The sequence below is a fragment of the Geobacillus sp. FSL W8-1251 genome, assembly GCF_038005945.1.
Classification (GTDB): domain Bacteria; phylum Bacillota; class Bacilli; order Bacillales; family Anoxybacillaceae; genus Geobacillus; species Geobacillus stearothermophilus.
This window is the reverse complement of the sequence record NZ_JBBOUF010000001.1, coordinates 867202-881306: the sequence shown is the minus strand read 5'-3', so window position 1 is coordinate 881306 and position 14105 is coordinate 867202. Positions and strand designations below refer to the sequence as shown.

Sequence of the window (14105 nt, the reverse complement as noted above, 5' to 3'; positions counted from 1 at the left end):
AGGTGTCATTATGGCGAATGAAAAACGGAAAAAGCTGACCCCGGTTCAGCAGGAATATCATTTATTCGAAAAAGAGCGGGAAACGAAGCGTCCTATTGTTCGAAACTGTGTTTGCGCGTTTCTCGTTGGCGGAATCATTTGCACGATCGGGCAGGCGATCTCTTATTTCTATATGTACTTCTTTGATTTCACCGAGCAAACGGCAGGCAATCCGACGGTGGCGACGATGATCTTTTTGTCGATGATTTTAACTGGGTTTGGCGTTTATGACCGGATCGCCCAATTCGCTGGGGCGGGAAGCGCCGTGCCGGTGACAGGGTTTGGCAACGCCGTCATCTCGGCGGCGATTGAGCACCGGACGGAAGGATTTGTGTTAGGCGTCGGCTCGAACATGTTCAAGCTCGCCGGATCGGTCATCTTGTTCGGTACGTTTTCCGCCTTTGTTATCGCTCTTGTCAAAACGATTGCGACCCAGTGGGGGGGATTGTAATGCTGAAAGGGCACCGCACATGGGTGTTTGCGAACAAGCCGGCAATCATCGCAACAGCGGCGGTCGGCGGGCCGTTTGAGGCGAACGGCCGCCTCGCGGAAGACTTTGATCTTCTTCACGAAGATTTATGGCTCGGAGAGGAGTCGTACGAGAAGGCGCACCGCGTGCTCATGGAAGAAGCAGCGTTTCAGGCGATGGAAAAGGCCGGATTAGAGAAGGAAAAAGTACAGTTTCTCATCGCCGGCGATTTGATCAACCAGATGACGCCGACAAGTTTTGCCGCCCGAACGCTCGGCATGCCGTACCTTGGCATTTTTGGCGCCTGCTCAACCTCCATGGAAGGGCTTGCGCTCAGCGCTTTTATTACCAACTATGGCGGGGCAGACTATATCTTAACCGGTGCGTCAAGCCATAACACCGCTGTCGAAAAGCAGTTCCGCTATCCAACCGAATACGGCGGGCAAAAGCCGCCGACAGCGCAGTGGACGGTAACGGGAGCTGGCGTGGCGATCGTCAGCCCGAAAGGGGACGGGCCGCGCGTGACGGCAGCGACGATCGGCCGCGTTGTGGATATGGGGCTTGCCGACCCGTTCAACATGGGTGGAGCGATGGCGCCGGCGGCGGTCGATACGATTGAGGCGCATTTGCGCGACATGCAAATCGATGCATCGTATTACGATTTGATCGTCACCGGCGATCTAGGGCGAATCGGACGCCAAGTCTCCCTTGACTTGCTGCGTCAGCACGGCATTGACATCGATGAAGAGCGCTACCAAGATTGCGGACTTCTCATTTACCGTGACGGACAGCCGGTTTTATCCGGAGCGAGCGGGGCGGCTTGTTCCGCTGTCGTCGTTTACGGGCATCTCATCAAACGGATGCGCCGCGGCGAACTGAAGCGCATTTTGGCGGTGGCGACAGGGGCGCTGTTATCGCCATTGTCGTTTCAGCAAAACGAAACGATCCCGTGCATTGCCCATGCGGTGGCGATCGAGTACGGAGGTGAGGCGTAGCGTGTTGGCCATGTTTTTTTGGGCGTTTGTCGTCGGCGGGCTGATTTGCGTGATCGGGCAAATTTTGATGGATGTGTTTAAACTGACACCTGCGCATACGTTGACGATTCTCGTCGTCGTCGGGGCGATTTTGGATGGATTCGGTTTGTATGAGCCGCTCATTGATTTTGCTGGCGCCGGGGCGACGATTCCGATTACGAGCTTTGGAAACTCGCTCGTTCACGGCGCGATGCAAGAGGCGGAAAAACACGGCATTATCGGCGTATTGACCGGCATGTTTGAAGTGACGAGCGCCGGCATCTCCGCGGCGATCGTCTTTGGGTTTATCGGGGCGCTCTTGTTCCGCCCGAAAGGATAGGAGGGATCTTCCATGACCGTTGCTTCGCAGGTGAAACAAACGTTGGCGAGCTTAAAAGGCATTCACGCTGGGCTGCAACAGCTGGCGCTCACTTCCCAGGATGAAACGGCGCAGCGGACGTTTCATGAAGCGATGCTTGCGACAGAGGAGATCATCGCGGACATCAAAGACCGGATCGGCCGGCTCGAGTTCGAGGAGCCGCAATATCACGGAAAGTAAGGAGCATGATCGATGCCTATATGGTTAGAAACCGCCATTCGTTCGATTTGCATTTTAATCGGGTTGTTTGTGATCACCCGCATTCTCGGCAAAAAGCAATTATCAAAATTGTCGTTTTTTGAATACATCGTCGGCATTACCGTCGGCGATATTGCTGGAACGATGTCGGTCGATTTAGGAATTTCGTTGCAAGAAGGCATCACCAGCATTTTGATTTGGTCGCTGTTTCCAGTGGCTGTCGCTCGTCTCTCGCTGCGCAACAAGAAATTTCGCGATTTTGTCGAGGGCAATTCCACGGTTTTTATTAAAAACGGCAAAATTTTAGAGGAAAACTTGAAACGGGAGAAATATACGGTTGACGAGCTGCTCGAACAGCTGCGCAAAAAAGATGTGTTCCGCGTCGCCGACGTCGAGTTTGCGGTGCTTGAGCCAAACGGCGACTTGAACGTGTTGCTGAAGCGGGAAAAGCAGCCCCTCACCGTCGGAGATGTGTTCCCAAACCCACCGCGGGAAAAAGAGCCGCAAACGGTCATTATGGACGGCATGATTTTGGATGAGCCACTCGCTACGATGGGGCTTAGCCGCGGCTGGCTGAAGGAACAGCTTGACAAACAAGGAGTGGCGATTGAAAATGTGTTTCACGCCCAAGTCGATTCATACGGACAGCTGACGATCGATTTGTACGATGATAAGATCCAAATTGCCGAGCCGCAGGAGAAAAAGCTGCTCTTGGCCGCGATGAAAAAAATGCAGGCTGATCTGGAGCTGTATGCGTTGCAGACGAATTCCGAAGAGGCGAAGGCGCTGTATGAACGAAACGCCGCAAAAATGGCAGAGCTTGTGCAAAAAGTCGAACCGCTCTTGCGAAACTGATGACACAGGAGTAAAAGACGATGGAAGACAAACGGATAAAAACGACGGATGAGGAAATTCAAGTCCAATTGAAACCAAACGACCGCTCCGAGCGGACGCGGACGACCGATGAGGAAATTTCGATTGAATTCATGTTTGACAGCCCGCAGCTGATGCGCCAGCCGAAAGACTACGACGAAACTGAATATTGACGGTTTCCGTTTCCACAATCAGCGATCCATAAGGAGCTGTCTGTTCATTCGCATGGCTGTCCGAGAAGGAAAGCTTCCTTCTCGGACAGCCTCTTTTTGTTGCCCTTCTTCTCTGGCGAGGCAAGGATGCCGCCCCGTCTTACTCCGGCAGGGACTGCAAAAAGGCGCGCACTTCTTCCGGCGTTTTCGCATCAGCGCTATGCAGATGGGCGATTTTTTCCCCGTTTCGGAACACAAGAAGACTTGGAATGCCAAGCACTTGGTACTTATCACTAATATCTGGAAACTGATCTCGGTCGATTTCGAACCAGTCGTACTGCCCGTAATCGCGGATGATGTCATCGATGAACATGTTCAGGCGCACGCAGTCTGGACACCAAGTTGTGTAAAACTTCATAATCGCTGGCTTATCGCCGGAAATGGCCGCCTCGAATTGCTCAACTGTTTCAATTTGTCTCACATTCGTTCCCTCCCTTTCATGTTGCCGTTCATCTTTACTTTACCATATGGCAAGGCAAAAAAAGAACGGGGACGCCTTCACCTCGGGCAGTCGTTTTTGCATACAACAGTAAGAAAGGAGGGGAAAGTGTGAGCAAAGAGTTGGAAAAAGCGCTCGAAAATTGGGTTGCGTCGCGCAAAGAAGGGCATGAAACGTTCATCCGTCTGTTTGAACAATGGGGAAAGGACTTTAACAAACAGCTGCAAGAAATCGAAAAATTGAACAATGGATTTTTAAAAAGTGTACAAGGCAACTTGGACTACATCGAGCAATGGTTTGCGAAGAAGGAGCGGGAATTTGCCGAGCTGTTCCGCCGATTTGGATGACAAAATGGCCTTTGCGCCCATACGCTCCGCTAAGCCGGTGAATACGATACAGTAAACGGAGAAGGAGGTGAACATTATGATGGGCTTCTGCGGTTATGGTTATCCTTACGGCTACGGCTATGGCGGTGGCTATGGCGGTGGCTATGGCGGTGGCTATGGCGGTGGCTTTGTGCTGATTGTCGTGTTGTTCATTTTGTTGATTATTGTCGGCGCGGCATTTGTCGCCTAACGGAAAAAGCGAATGGGATACGGGCCGTTTCGGCGCCACGGAGCGGCTCGTATTTTTCTTTCCCTAATTTGATGCACGCCGAGGCGGGAGCATCATACGATATAGCAGGGAGAAGGAGGCAGAACGATGGATCAGCAATTTTTTAAAAACATCGAACAGAAAACAGGTGTCAATATGAAAGACGTTTTTGAGCTCGCCAACTCGCTGCAAAACGCCAATTTCAGCGATGAAAAAACGGTGCGCCAAGTGGTGAAGCGGGTGGCGCAAATTGCCAACCGGAAAGTGCCAAAAGAACTTGAGGACCAAATCGTCAAGGCGATCGTCCATAACGGCAAACAAATTGATTTGAACACGATCGCCAATATGTTGAACAACAAAAAGTAAGCAAAAGGGAGCTTGCGTGCGCACAGCTCCCTTTTGCTCTGCTTGGCTCAGGAGAGCGAAACGATGTTCGATGATCCCAAGCCTTGGATCAGTGTAGACGAGGCTGTTCTATGGCCATCATTCGAGCGATTTCACCATCGTGACATGTGGGATGCCGGCGTCCATAAAGACGCCGGAGACGGTCGTATAGCCGAGCTTTTGGTAAAACGGTTCTGCGTGCGTCTGGGCGTTCAGTTTCGCCGTTTTCGCCCCTTTTGTTTTCGCAAGCTGCTCCAACGCCTCCATCACCATCCGGCCGACGCCGCGGCCGCGGTAAGCCGGCAAAACGCAGATGCGCTCCGCTTTGCCAACCCCTTCATCGACCAGGCGAAACCGGCCGGCTGCGACTGCTTGTTCGCCATCGTATAGGACGAGATGGAACGATTCATGTTCAAATGCATCGATTTCTTCTTCTTCCGGCACGTTTTGCTCTTCGATGAATACAATCCGACGGACGCGCAACGCGTCTTCATACAACGCGCGGTCTTCCGTTGTTCCAATGGCGACGTTCATTCTCCCGTTTCCTTTCCTCCAACGATAAAGGTTTCATAGACAGTCCATGATCCGTTCTCGAGCTGGTAAAGAAGGTGGAACCGGTCGACCGTCTCTTCAAAATGGACGTTTTGCAGCCGCAGTTGGCTGTAGACGTCAGCGTATTCCGCATTCGGCAAATCGCGGCCAATTGTAATGTGCGGCACGAACACGAATTCCGGCTCCCCGGCAAACAAGCCGCTGTGCAGCTGCTCGTGCAACCGTTCCAGCACTTCGTTTGGCTCGACTTTCAAATAAATGATGTGGCTTGTCGGGTAAAACGAGCTGAATTTCGTCACTTTGATCGGAATTGGCTCCGTTTCCGCTGCGATGCGGCGCAGCTCTTTCGTCATTTCTTTGATTTGCTCCTCATCCGCCTCAAACGGGTATTTTAATGTAATGTGCGGCGGGATGAGGGCGTAATGGCTGTCGTACCGCTTCCGGTACGAGTTGGCGAAGTCTTGAATCCGCTTTGGCGGAAAAATGACAATGACGTACTTCATTCCGCTTTCCCTCCTTCAGATGGTTCGTTTGCCGTTATTTACAGCGACAAAATGGCCGATACCGCCCGGGGCACATCCGGCTGCCAATACGTCCATGCATGCCCGCCGGCAAATTCATGGTACGTGTAGGAAAACCGCTTTTCGATCAATAAGTCCCGTGCGGCCCGGTTCGGGGTGATAAAATCGCGTACATGGCCGTCCGTCGTTTTGACCGCCGTTTCTTCTGCGCCGATGGAATGGTAAAGGGAAAGAAGCGACGGGGCGCGGAACGCGCGGATGCGTTCGAGCACCGAGTCGTCAATGTAAGGAGACTGCATGGCGATTTTTCCAAATGTATGCGGATACAACAGACCGGCTAGAAGCGACACGGTTCCTCCCAGCGAATCGCCAATCAGCGCTCGTCCTTTGCCCATTTGATACGTCGGCAGCTCGCGATCCAAAAACGGCGCGAGCTCATGGGCCAAAAAGCGGATATAGGCTTCGTTTTTTCGACCGGCTGGGTGGTATTTCTCGTAGCGGTCGCTGACGTTCCGGTACGGGATGCCGACAACGATCGTTCGGTCGATCGTTCCTTCGTCCATGAGCGTCTCGATCACGCTTTTGATTTTTCCGTACATAAAATAATCCTTGCCGTCTTGCGCGATTAATAAAGAATATTTATGCAACGGAGAAAAATCGCTTGGCAAGTAGACAAGCAACCCGATTTCTTCTTGCAGCTCCCTGCTGTAAAGCGTATAATCGCGCATCGTTCCTGATGCTGTCGCCATGATCATCCTCCATGAAAGCGCAAGTTCACTTGTTATTGTAACATATTTAGGCAAAAAGATGTTAACGAAGGGCTCGAATTTTTCGTGAACTTGCCGAACATTGGTGCCGGCAAAAAAAATGACTTGCAAAAATGACCGGAATGCGTTACATTTTTTAATAAATTAACAATTAACAAAATTAAATACGCAGCGGTTCTTATCAAGAGAAGCGGAGGGAACTGGCCCAATGAAGCTTCAGCAACCAGCCGCCCGACGGCCAGGTGCTAAATCCAGCGAATTGAGCATTCAATTCGGCAGATAAGAAGAAGCATGACCATGTTCGTATGGAAAAGTCTTCTTCTTAGAAGACTTTTTTTATTTACTCAAGCGGCCGCTCCCTCAACCGAGAGGCGTCGAGGATCAAGGCCCTCGGCTGCTGCTTGACCAACAGCGGCGCTTCGTTGGGCGTTAAGTGGTTGGCCGTTGATCCATGATGGAATTTTCAACAGAAGGAGAGAGATGAGGTGGATAAACTAGAAACGTTGTTAGCGCAAATTGGCAACCGGAGCGAAACGGTGACGGGGACGGTCAACCCGCCAGTTTATTTTTCCACCGCCTACCGTCATGCCGGCATCGGGGAGTCGACCGGGTTTGACTATATCCGCACCGGCAACCCGACGCGCAAAATCGTCGAAGAAGCGATCGCGAGACTGGAAGGCGGCGACCAAGGCTATGCGTTCAGCTCCGGCATGGCCGCCATTCAGACAGTGCTCGCCTTGTTTGAGAGCGGAGACGAGTTTCTCGTATCGGCCGACCTTTACGGCGGGACGTACCGCCTGTTTGAGCGCGGCTGGCGCAAGTACGGTCTCGGCTTTCATTACGTCGATTTTGCTGATCTCGCTGCGGTGGAAGCGTGTATCACCGAAAAAACGAAAGCGATTTTCCTGGAAACACCGACGAACCCGCTTATGCATGAGACCGATATCCGCGCCGTCTCCGAATTCGCCAAACGGCATGGGCTGCTGCTGATCGTCGATAACACGTTTTACACGCCGGTGCTCCAACGCCCAATCGAACAAGGCGCCGATATTGTCATCCACAGCGCCACGAAATATTTAGGCGGCCATAACGACGTGTTGGCTGGCCTTGTCGTCGCCAAGGGCGAGGAGCTCTGTCAACGCCTGACCGAGTATCAGAACGCCATCGGCGCGGTGTTGTCGCCGTTTGATTCGTGGCTGTTGATTCGCGGGATGAAAACGCTGGCGCTAAGGATGCGCCAGCATGAAGAAAACGCCAAGCGCATCAGCGCCTTTTTGCGCGAACATGAAGATGTCACTGATGTGCTGTATCCGGGGAGAGGCGGGATGCTGTCGTTCCGGATTGCCGATGAAAAGTGGGTGAACGGGTTTTTAAAAAGCTTGCGCCTCATTACATTCGCGGAAAGCCTGGGCGGAGTCGAAAGCTTTATTACGTACCCAGCGACGCAGACGCATGCGGACATTCCTGAGGAAATCCGCATCCAAAACGGTATTTGCAACCGGCTGCTCCGCTTCTCGGTCGGCATCGAACATGCGGATGATTTAATCGCCGACTTGGCGCAAGCGTTCAAACACATGAAAGAGGTGTAAGCGATGGAACGGGAATGGTCGTTTTCAACGAAACTGCTCCATAATGAATGGAAAGTCGATCGCCACACGGGAGCGATGAGCGTGCCGATCCAGCACGCCTCCACGTTCCATCAGTTCGATTTCGCCACGTTCGGCAAATACGACTACAGCCGCTCCGGCAACCCGACGCGCGAGGCGCTTGAGGAAACGATCGCGGCGTTAGAAGGCGGAACGCGCGGATTCGCCTTCGCTTCTGGCATGGCGGCCATTTCGACGGCGTTTTTGCTCTTGTCCCGAGGCGACCACGTCCTCGTGACCGAAGACGTCTACGGCGGCACGTACCGGATGATCACGGAAGTGTTGACCCGCTTTGGCATCGAGCATACGTTTGTCGATATGACAGATTTAAACACAGTAGCGGAAAACATTCGTCCGAACACGAAAGTCATTTATATGGAAACGCCGTCCAATCCGCTGTTAAAAGTGACCGATATTCAAGGCGTCGTCAAGTTGGCGAAGGCGCATGGCTGTTTGACATTCTTGGATAATACGTTCATGACGCCGGCGTTGCAGCGGCCGCTTGACCTTGGCGTCGATATTGTCCTTCACAGCGCCACGAAATTTTTAGCCGGCCATAGCGACGTCGTCGCCGGATTGGCCGTGGTGAAAGATGAAGAGTTGGGAAAAGAGCTGTACAAACTGCAAAACGCGTTTGGTGCCGTTCTTGGCGTCCAAGATGCGTGGCTTGTGCTGCGGGGATTAAAAACGCTCCACGTTCGGCTGAAGCAGTCGTCCGAATCCGCCCTGGCCATCGCTGAGTATTTGGCGCGCCATCCGAAAGTGGAAGATGTGTATTATCCAGGGCTTTCGCACCACCCAGGCCATGACATCCAGCGCCATCAGGCGGCCGGGTTTGGCGCTGTGCTGTCGTTCCGTTTAGCCGATGAAGAAGCGGCTCGGACGTTCGTCCGAAACGTCCGCTTGCCGGTGTTTGCTGTCAGCCTTGGGGCGGTCGAGTCAATTTTATCGCACCCAGCGAAAATGTCGCATGCGGCGATGCCAAAAGAAGAGAGGCTCCGGCGCGGCATTACCGACGGCTTGTTGCGGCTGAGCGTCGGGCTTGAGGATGTCAACGATTTGATCGCCGATTTTGAGCAGGCGTTGTCGTTTGTTCAGGAGCGGCCGTCAGTTTCAACGCCATAGCCATCAGCCCGCCAAGCCTTCACAGCTCGGCGGGCGGGTCAAGATGCCGCTGAGGTTGACAACAGCCGCTCCTCTTTTAACTTCCCTCCGAAAGAAGTCTCCTACTTCTAAACGTGAAGGTGCGCCAGCACCAGTGAAAGTGGGAGATGAATGTCGGTTGGCGTTAGCCAACGAATAGGATAGAATATGGCTAGAACGGACACCTTCGGAACGAAGGGAAGCGTAAAGGGTTCTTGTGTGTGGCTTACCGTTCAGCGAACACACACAAGTCGCTTGAAGCCCCCACCTCTAAGCGAAGCGTAGGTGGTGGGTAGTTCACGCAAAATGGCATCGGGAACGCCGATCTTTCCGATATCATGCAGTAGAGCGGAACGATACAAGGCATCAAGCTGTTCATTCGGAAGGGAAAGCTTTTCCCCAATCGCGAGTGCGTAACGGGCCACGCGCAGCGAGTGCCCAGCTGTATAAGGATCGCGGGCGTCAAGCGCCGCTGTCAGGACAGTGATGAAACGGTTGAGCAGTTCTTTGTTCGTTCGGTCGCGTCGATGCACAGCGTCGATCATATGATTAAATCCGCGAAGTAAATAGGCAAATTCATCGGTATACACATTGTGGGCGACGGGTTTATACGTTTCGTTTTCCGCCCGTTTCATATGACTTAACAGCACACTGACCGGCTCATGGATCTCATCGACCAACAAGCGAGTCAAGAAAACGGAAAACGCGATCGAAAACAGCAAAATCACGGCTGCCCAGGGCCAATACGACCAATGGGATGCACTCGGTCCGGCGAGCGACCATTTGATTTCCGTCGCTAAGCTGAACAATGAGACAGGAAATGTGCTGCTGAACAAGACCGTCAGCTGCAGTTTCATTTTGAGCGACACCGGAAGCGGCGGGCGTTTTTCATCAATTCCCCCAGCCTTTGCAAGCAAATTCTCGTTTGATAGAACAATCAGAATGTAGAAAAAATACGATGTCGAACCGTTCCAACACGCATTATTCCTTTCGGGGAAGGCACCTTTCCTTTTTTCATCATGAATAGCGATTTTTTTAAAAAAGTTGTTGACAACCAACTTGCCCGTCTATATAATTAAAAATGTGTTCGATAGCGAACAACAAAATATGATTCCGTAGCTCAGCTGGGAGAGCGCCACCTTGACAGGGTGGAGGTCGCTGGTTCGAGCCCAGTCGGAATCACTAAAGTGGGAAGCTTGAAATCCTTGCATATATCAAGGATTTCAAGCTTTTCGTTTTTTATAGCATTTACTCAAATGACGGTCGTGCCATTTTGGTACCGAAGCATTTTTCGTTTGATTTTGATAGCAGGGCATCGATCTGATTGGATGCTTCCTTTTCAATTAAGATATAAATGGTTAACTATCATGATGTTTTTGAAAAAATAAAGCAGCATCATTTCATATGCTGCTGGTAGGTGATTTATTTGCTATTCACTTCAACGTAAGAAGGAATCGGACAAGCCTCTTGCTTTAAAGAACTGTACTGTGAATGTGGATCAATCTCCACATCTTTTGTGCGCGCTTCAAACCAAGAGGTGATCAACGGCTGTAGAGAAGAATCGATATCTAATAACGTTGTTACGTGAACCGGGTGTGCACGATTGGTCAGTTTTACACTCATGACACCAAACATTCGCTGTAGCAAAGAACGCTCAAATTGCAATTCAAGCAACTTTGCGCGTTTCGTTACGAGTGTTTCTACTGTAAAGGCACCTGAGCGAAGCTGCACATGTGTATCTTCTAACCGAAACGCTGTATGACGGTATTCTCGAATGCGGTTGATATAAGTAAACACCAACACAATCGCACCAAGAATAAAGAAAAGTGGTTTCCAAAATCCAATGGCAGCAACGAGGCTTGCAAAAATAGGCGGCCGAAGCCAAATCAACTTTTTTGCTTTAGGGGATGCATAATGTGTCATACTACGCAGTTGAAATTCTGGCAGCATGATGGCTATTAATTCATGTGCTTTTTCCGTCGGTAAGTACGGGAAAAATTCATTAAGGTTTTGGTCCTCACTCGGCAAAATTTCCCCTGCTGAAATCAGCTTAATGGTTGTCACACCGAGCAACTTTTGATAGCCGTTTTGTTTGTAAATGACCGCTTGTACTTTGTCTTTACGAATGGAAAAGCTTTGTTTAGAAAGCCAGCCTTTTTGTACATAAATGCGTTCATTGTCCATTGAAATGGTATATTGATAGTAGCTATTAAACGTTTTAAAGACGCCGATACCGACAGCTGCGAATACGGCAAGTAAGACGAGCAAGATGAGCAGCCATCCTGAAAGATGAGACATCACCGTATCTACATTAATGTATTTCTCTGGATGTACATCTGACCATATATTTAAGCCAATAGGAATGATGGCTAAAAAACTGAAAGACAAAAGGGACGCTTTCAAAATATCACGAATGGTAGTAGTAAAAAGAACTTGACGTTCAGATCCATGGATGGCTTCCCCAACCTGTTTCTCTTGATTCCCATTTCGTAAAACATAATCCTCTATCTTGATGCAATCTGCTTTGCTTACAAATTTCAATGTCACATCGCTAGTCGCTTCACCTGTTTCCATTGTGATCGATTGTACGCCAAATAATCGTTGCAAAACATTTGCCTGCGTTTGCACATTCTCAAATTTTTCGCGCGGTATAAATTGCTCTGATTTAGAAAATAGGCCCTTATGTATATGAATACCATCTTCAGCAAATACCACTTTAGTAAATAATGTCTCATAGATGCGAAACAGGAAACTGAATCCGAAAACCGCAATCGCACCCCATTGCACAATATTCATGAACATAGAGTTACTACCTGCATTTAGGAATAAAATGAACAGTATAAACAGATTGTTTTTGATAAGGTCTAGCATGTCATAGAATAGTTTTAGCTTGGAATAGCGAAACGTCATCTTTCATCAAGCTCCTTTAAACGGGCAAGCTTCGAAATATCATCGCGGAGCTTTATGGCAACTTCTTCCTCAATATGTGGAATGGTAACGCCGCCTTGCATCGTTTTAATTTCAATGGAGTGGACACCATATTTTCGCATAATGATGCCTTGAATCAATTCAATGGATTGTATTTTTGTCATCGGCACTACAACTTCCACTTTTGTCCAAACCCCGCTTTTAATGTATAAAAAATCATCCGTTAGCCCGTATCGAAATGTTTTATAGTATATCGGTGAGCTTACAAAATACGTCCACGGAATACCAATGATAGTAATGATAAACAGGGCGATCCAAACATACCGTAGCCAGTTCCACCAGTTAAAATAATCTGTGCAAAAATAAAGTCCAGTTATAACGACAAGGGAAATGAGTGATGTAATCAGTTCATTTAAATTGCGCACCTTCATCGCTTTAGGTGAGATTTGTTGATACTGTACTTCCATACGGTTCTCTCCTTTAAGTTGGAAAATTATCCATGCAATTTCACTTACGGTAAGTGATAAAAAAAGTTTCGTTTGAATAAGCTGTGATTGAAATTTTTGGTTCATCACCAAAAGTTGTACTTGCACCTGTCATGAAAGTATGTTAGCTGTTTCTAGCCGAACCCGCAATGCAAAACGCTGGATATTTCTGTATCCGTATCCCCGACGTTTCATCAGCTTGATCTTGTTATTTGTTCCCTCCATTTTCCCATTTGAATAAGGGGATAAAATGCACGATATGATTTCGTCTGTTCGTTTGACGAGTGATTTTGCGATGGCGCGAACAGCAGAACAAGGACAAAACAAATACCGATGAACCCAGGCGTTCAAACGACGTTTCGCTTGTCGCTCGTTTTGGCTTTTGGATACATAACGAAAATGTTGAAGGGATTGATAGACAGCCTGCAAGGAATCACTCTCTTTCTGCCACTCCCGCACCGTTTGGCGCTCCTCCTCGGTGAGTTTCTCGGGGCACTGGGTCAATAAGCGGCAAACATGCCGAACATGCCCATGTTTCTTGTTCCCTTTTCCGAAGGATTTGCGGCATCGATCCAACGCTTCCGTAAACAATTGAATCACATGAAAATAATCGACCACATGCTTCGCTTCCGGACACACCCCTTGAATGGCTTTTTTCATCGCTGGAGCCAAATCACTCACGACATACTGAACAGAACCAGACACAGGAGCCAACACACGTCCAATGGCTTCCTCGTTCTTTCCTGCTTCAACGGCATACACTTCTCCCGTTTCGGCATCCATGACTGCCACTCCGTAATCATGTCCTTTTCGAAACGCAAACTCATCGACACAAACTGCCTTTGGTTGGATGTCATTCGATAGGAAGGAAGGGGCATGGGTATAAAACCAGCGTTCAACGGTCGTGTACGGAAGCTTGAGCATACGAGCCACCGCCTGAATGGATGTTCCGATGCAAGATTGCGCCACCCATTGCTGAAACGCATCCGTCGCTGCACTTCGAGGGGAAATTCCGGGATAAGACGTGCTGAATGTCATGCCACATGTACAACAACGTCTACGCTCCACAGGGAGTTCCACCCAAAAGATGCCGATCCGTTGAGCATACCCATGCATCCATTGCTTCTTTTTTCCTGTCATTTTGATCGTGCGTTTCAAGCAAACAGGACATAACGGGCATTGTTCAGGAAGAGAAAGTTCGAAAATCCAACGTTCTTCTTCTTTTCGCACCTTTTGAATCAAAACATCTGGTAAATCGATGAGTTCTTTGATAAACTGAGCGTACATGCGAATTTTCCTCCAATGGTTTGGTTTGGACACCTTTACCATACAGGAAAATTCGCATTTTTTGTACCCTCTATTTTCTCTATGCACACCGATCTTCAATGATCAAGTACAACTTGTGGTGAAGAGCCAAATTTTTGTAAAACAGCTATTTCGAAAAGTGAGAGATCTTTGAAGGA

The 14105-nt window shown here is 49.6% G+C and carries 19 protein-coding genes, 1 tRNA gene and 1 riboswitch; of the genes, 12 read left to right on the top strand and 8 right to left on the bottom strand.

Annotated elements, in window-relative coordinates; translation table 11 throughout:
• The first annotated feature begins 10 nt into the window (after positions 1–10).
• Genes spoVAC through NSS88_RS04490 form a run of 6 tightly spaced genes read left to right on the top strand, consistent with a single transcriptional unit; the run spans position 11 to position 3144 of the window.
• Complete coding sequence (gene spoVAC / locus NSS88_RS04515) at positions 11–490, top strand: stage V sporulation protein AC (protein WP_033015685.1); 480 nt, start codon at positions 11–13, stop codon at positions 488–490.
• Positions 490–1503 carry a stage V sporulation protein AD gene (spoVAD, locus tag NSS88_RS04510; protein ID WP_049626173.1) on the top strand — a complete coding sequence of 338 codons (1014 nt, stop codon included), beginning with the start codon at positions 490–492 and terminating at the stop codon, positions 1501–1503. Before spoVAC ends, spoVAD begins: the two co-directional genes overlap by 1 nt.
• A 1-nt stretch (position 1504) precedes the next feature.
• Positions 1505–1861, top strand: coding sequence for a stage V sporulation protein AE (spoVAE, locus tag NSS88_RS04505; RefSeq protein ID WP_033015689.1), 357 nt, complete (start codon positions 1505–1507; stop codon positions 1859–1861).
• A 12-nt stretch (positions 1862–1873) separates the two neighbouring features.
• Positions 1874–2080 (top strand): DUF1657 domain-containing protein, encoded by a 207-nt coding sequence (locus tag NSS88_RS04500; RefSeq protein ID WP_011230357.1) that lies wholly within the window; start codon positions 1874–1876, stop codon positions 2078–2080.
• Between the two features lie 12 nt (positions 2081–2092).
• A complete protein-coding gene (locus NSS88_RS04495; protein WP_049626174.1) occupies positions 2093–2953 on the top strand; it encodes a DUF421 domain-containing protein in 861 nt (286 codons plus the stop codon).
• Between the two features lie 20 nt (positions 2954–2973).
• On the top strand, positions 2974–3144 hold the full coding sequence (locus NSS88_RS04490) for a hypothetical protein (protein WP_183084369.1): 171 nt from the start codon (positions 2974–2976) through the stop codon (positions 3142–3144).
• 139 nt (positions 3145–3283) lie between these two features.
• Here NSS88_RS04490 and NSS88_RS04485 read toward each other — a convergent pair whose 3' ends face one another.
• Positions 3284–3604 (bottom strand): thioredoxin family protein, encoded by a 321-nt coding sequence (locus NSS88_RS04485; protein ID WP_049624141.1) that lies wholly within the window; start codon positions 3602–3604, stop codon positions 3284–3286.
• 128 nt (positions 3605–3732) lie between these two features.
• Between NSS88_RS04485 and NSS88_RS04480 the strand changes: the two genes are divergently transcribed.
• The 3 genes from NSS88_RS04480 to NSS88_RS04470 all read left to right on the top strand — a co-directional run bounded on the left by NSS88_RS04480 (position 3733) and on the right by NSS88_RS04470 (position 4582).
• Entirely contained in the window at positions 3733–3969 is a 237-nt protein-coding gene (locus NSS88_RS04480; RefSeq protein WP_015374185.1) for a hypothetical protein, read from the top strand.
• Positions 3970–4045: 76 nt separating this feature from the next.
• Positions 4046–4198, top strand: coding sequence for a YjcZ family sporulation protein (locus tag NSS88_RS04475; RefSeq protein ID WP_080986155.1), 153 nt, complete (start codon positions 4046–4048; stop codon positions 4196–4198).
• A 126-nt stretch (positions 4199–4324) separates the two neighbouring features.
• Entirely contained in the window at positions 4325–4582 is a 258-nt protein-coding gene (locus NSS88_RS04470) for a stage VI sporulation protein F (protein WP_033015693.1), read from the top strand.
• Between the two features lie 117 nt (positions 4583–4699).
• On the opposite strand, the gene NSS88_RS04465 is transcribed toward NSS88_RS04470, so the two are convergent.
• From NSS88_RS04465 to NSS88_RS04455, 3 genes are read right to left on the bottom strand one after another with little or no spacing between them, the layout of a single operon-like run.
• Positions 4700–5134: a GNAT family N-acetyltransferase gene (locus NSS88_RS04465; protein WP_033015695.1), complete on the bottom strand. Its 435-nt coding sequence runs from the start codon at positions 5132–5134 to the stop codon at positions 4700–4702.
• A complete protein-coding gene (locus NSS88_RS04460; protein WP_049624140.1) occupies positions 5131–5655 on the bottom strand; it encodes a YjcG family protein in 525 nt (174 codons plus the stop codon). Before NSS88_RS04460 ends, NSS88_RS04465 begins: the two co-directional genes overlap by 4 nt.
• A gap of 38 nt (positions 5656–5693) precedes the next feature.
• Positions 5694–6422, bottom strand: coding sequence for an alpha/beta hydrolase (locus tag NSS88_RS04455; RefSeq protein WP_341083248.1), 729 nt, complete (start codon positions 6420–6422; stop codon positions 5694–5696).
• A 193-nt stretch (positions 6423–6615) separates the two neighbouring features.
• Positions 6616–6726: riboswitch (SAM riboswitch) on the top strand.
• A gap of 199 nt (positions 6727–6925) precedes the next feature.
• Between NSS88_RS04455 and NSS88_RS04450 the strand changes: the two genes are divergently transcribed.
• Positions 6926–8029, top strand: coding sequence for a methionine biosynthesis PLP-dependent protein (locus NSS88_RS04450; RefSeq protein ID WP_049624138.1), 1104 nt, complete (start codon positions 6926–6928; stop codon positions 8027–8029).
• Positions 8030–8032: 3 nt separating this feature from the next.
• Positions 8033–9211, top strand: coding sequence for a cystathionine beta-lyase (gene metC / locus NSS88_RS04445; protein WP_121650154.1), 1179 nt, complete (start codon positions 8033–8035; stop codon positions 9209–9211).
• Positions 9212–9462: 251 nt separating this feature from the next.
• Here the strand turns inward: metC and NSS88_RS04440 are convergent, their stop codons facing one another.
• Positions 9463–10086, bottom strand: coding sequence for an HD-GYP domain-containing protein (locus tag NSS88_RS04440; protein WP_233434087.1), 624 nt, complete (start codon positions 10084–10086; stop codon positions 9463–9465).
• A 252-nt stretch (positions 10087–10338) separates the two neighbouring features.
• Here NSS88_RS04440 and NSS88_RS04435 point away from each other — a divergent pair.
• A tRNA-Val gene (locus tag NSS88_RS04435) sits at positions 10339–10411 on the top strand.
• Positions 10412–10651: 240 nt separating this feature from the next.
• Here the strand turns inward: NSS88_RS04435 and NSS88_RS04430 are convergent.
• The 3 genes from NSS88_RS04430 to NSS88_RS04420 all read right to left on the bottom strand — a co-directional run bounded on the left by NSS88_RS04430 (position 10652) and on the right by NSS88_RS04420 (position 13929).
• The gene (locus tag NSS88_RS04430; protein WP_011886990.1) at positions 10652–12139 is read right to left on the bottom strand and encodes a PH domain-containing protein; all 1488 of its coding nucleotides are present in this window, start codon (positions 12137–12139) and stop codon (positions 10652–10654) included.
• Positions 12136–12624: a PH domain-containing protein gene (locus NSS88_RS04425; protein ID WP_055357889.1), complete on the bottom strand. Its 489-nt coding sequence runs from the start codon at positions 12622–12624 to the stop codon at positions 12136–12138. Before NSS88_RS04425 ends, NSS88_RS04430 begins: the two co-directional genes overlap by 4 nt.
• A gap of 129 nt (positions 12625–12753) precedes the next feature.
• Positions 12754–13929, bottom strand: coding sequence for an ISL3 family transposase (locus NSS88_RS04420; protein ID WP_050367390.1), 1176 nt, complete (start codon positions 13927–13929; stop codon positions 12754–12756).
• Between the last annotated feature and the right edge of the window lie 176 nt (positions 13930–14105).

What these genes read in the sequence shown, in the direction of transcription:
- spoVAC (WP_033015685.1), top strand. Translation starts at nt 11, where the DNA reads ATGGCGAATGAAAAACGGAAAAAGCTGACCCCGGTTCAGCAGGAATAT.
- spoVAD (WP_049626173.1), top strand. Translation starts at nt 490, where the DNA reads ATGCTGAAAGGGCACCGCACATGGGTGTTTGCGAACAAGCCGGCAATC.
- NSS88_RS04500 (WP_011230357.1), top strand. Translation starts at nt 1,874, where the DNA reads ATGACCGTTGCTTCGCAGGTGAAACAAACGTTGGCGAGCTTAAAAGGC.
- NSS88_RS04495 (WP_049626174.1), top strand. Translation starts at nt 2,093, where the DNA reads ATGCCTATATGGTTAGAAACCGCCATTCGTTCGATTTGCATTTTAATC.
- NSS88_RS04490 (WP_183084369.1), top strand. Translation starts at nt 2,974, where the DNA reads ATGGAAGACAAACGGATAAAAACGACGGATGAGGAAATTCAAGTCCAA.
- NSS88_RS04475 (WP_080986155.1), top strand. Translation starts at nt 4,046, where the DNA reads ATGATGGGCTTCTGCGGTTATGGTTATCCTTACGGCTACGGCTATGGC.
- NSS88_RS04470 (WP_033015693.1), top strand. Translation starts at nt 4,325, where the DNA reads ATGGATCAGCAATTTTTTAAAAACATCGAACAGAAAACAGGTGTCAAT.
- NSS88_RS04465 (WP_033015695.1), bottom strand. Translation starts at nt 5,134, where the DNA reads ATGAACGTCGCCATTGGAACAACGGAAGACCGCGCGTTGTATGAAGAC.
- NSS88_RS04460 (WP_049624140.1), bottom strand. Translation starts at nt 5,655, where the DNA reads ATGAAGTACGTCATTGTCATTTTTCCGCCAAAGCGGATTCAAGACTTC.
- NSS88_RS04455 (WP_341083248.1), bottom strand. Translation starts at nt 6,422, where the DNA reads ATGGCGACAGCATCAGGAACGATGCGCGATTATACGCTTTACAGCAGG.
- metC (WP_121650154.1), top strand. Translation starts at nt 8,033, where the DNA reads ATGGAACGGGAATGGTCGTTTTCAACGAAACTGCTCCATAATGAATGG.
- NSS88_RS04440 (WP_233434087.1), bottom strand. Translation starts at nt 10,086, where the DNA reads ATGAAACTGCAGCTGACGGTCTTGTTCAGCAGCACATTTCCTGTCTCA.
- NSS88_RS04430 (WP_011886990.1), bottom strand. Translation starts at nt 12,139, where the DNA reads ATGACGTTTCGCTATTCCAAGCTAAAACTATTCTATGACATGCTAGAC.
- NSS88_RS04425 (WP_055357889.1), bottom strand. Translation starts at nt 12,624, where the DNA reads ATGGAAGTACAGTATCAACAAATCTCACCTAAAGCGATGAAGGTGCGC.
- NSS88_RS04420 (WP_050367390.1), bottom strand. Translation starts at nt 13,929, where the DNA reads ATGTACGCTCAGTTTATCAAAGAACTCATCGATTTACCAGATGTTTTG.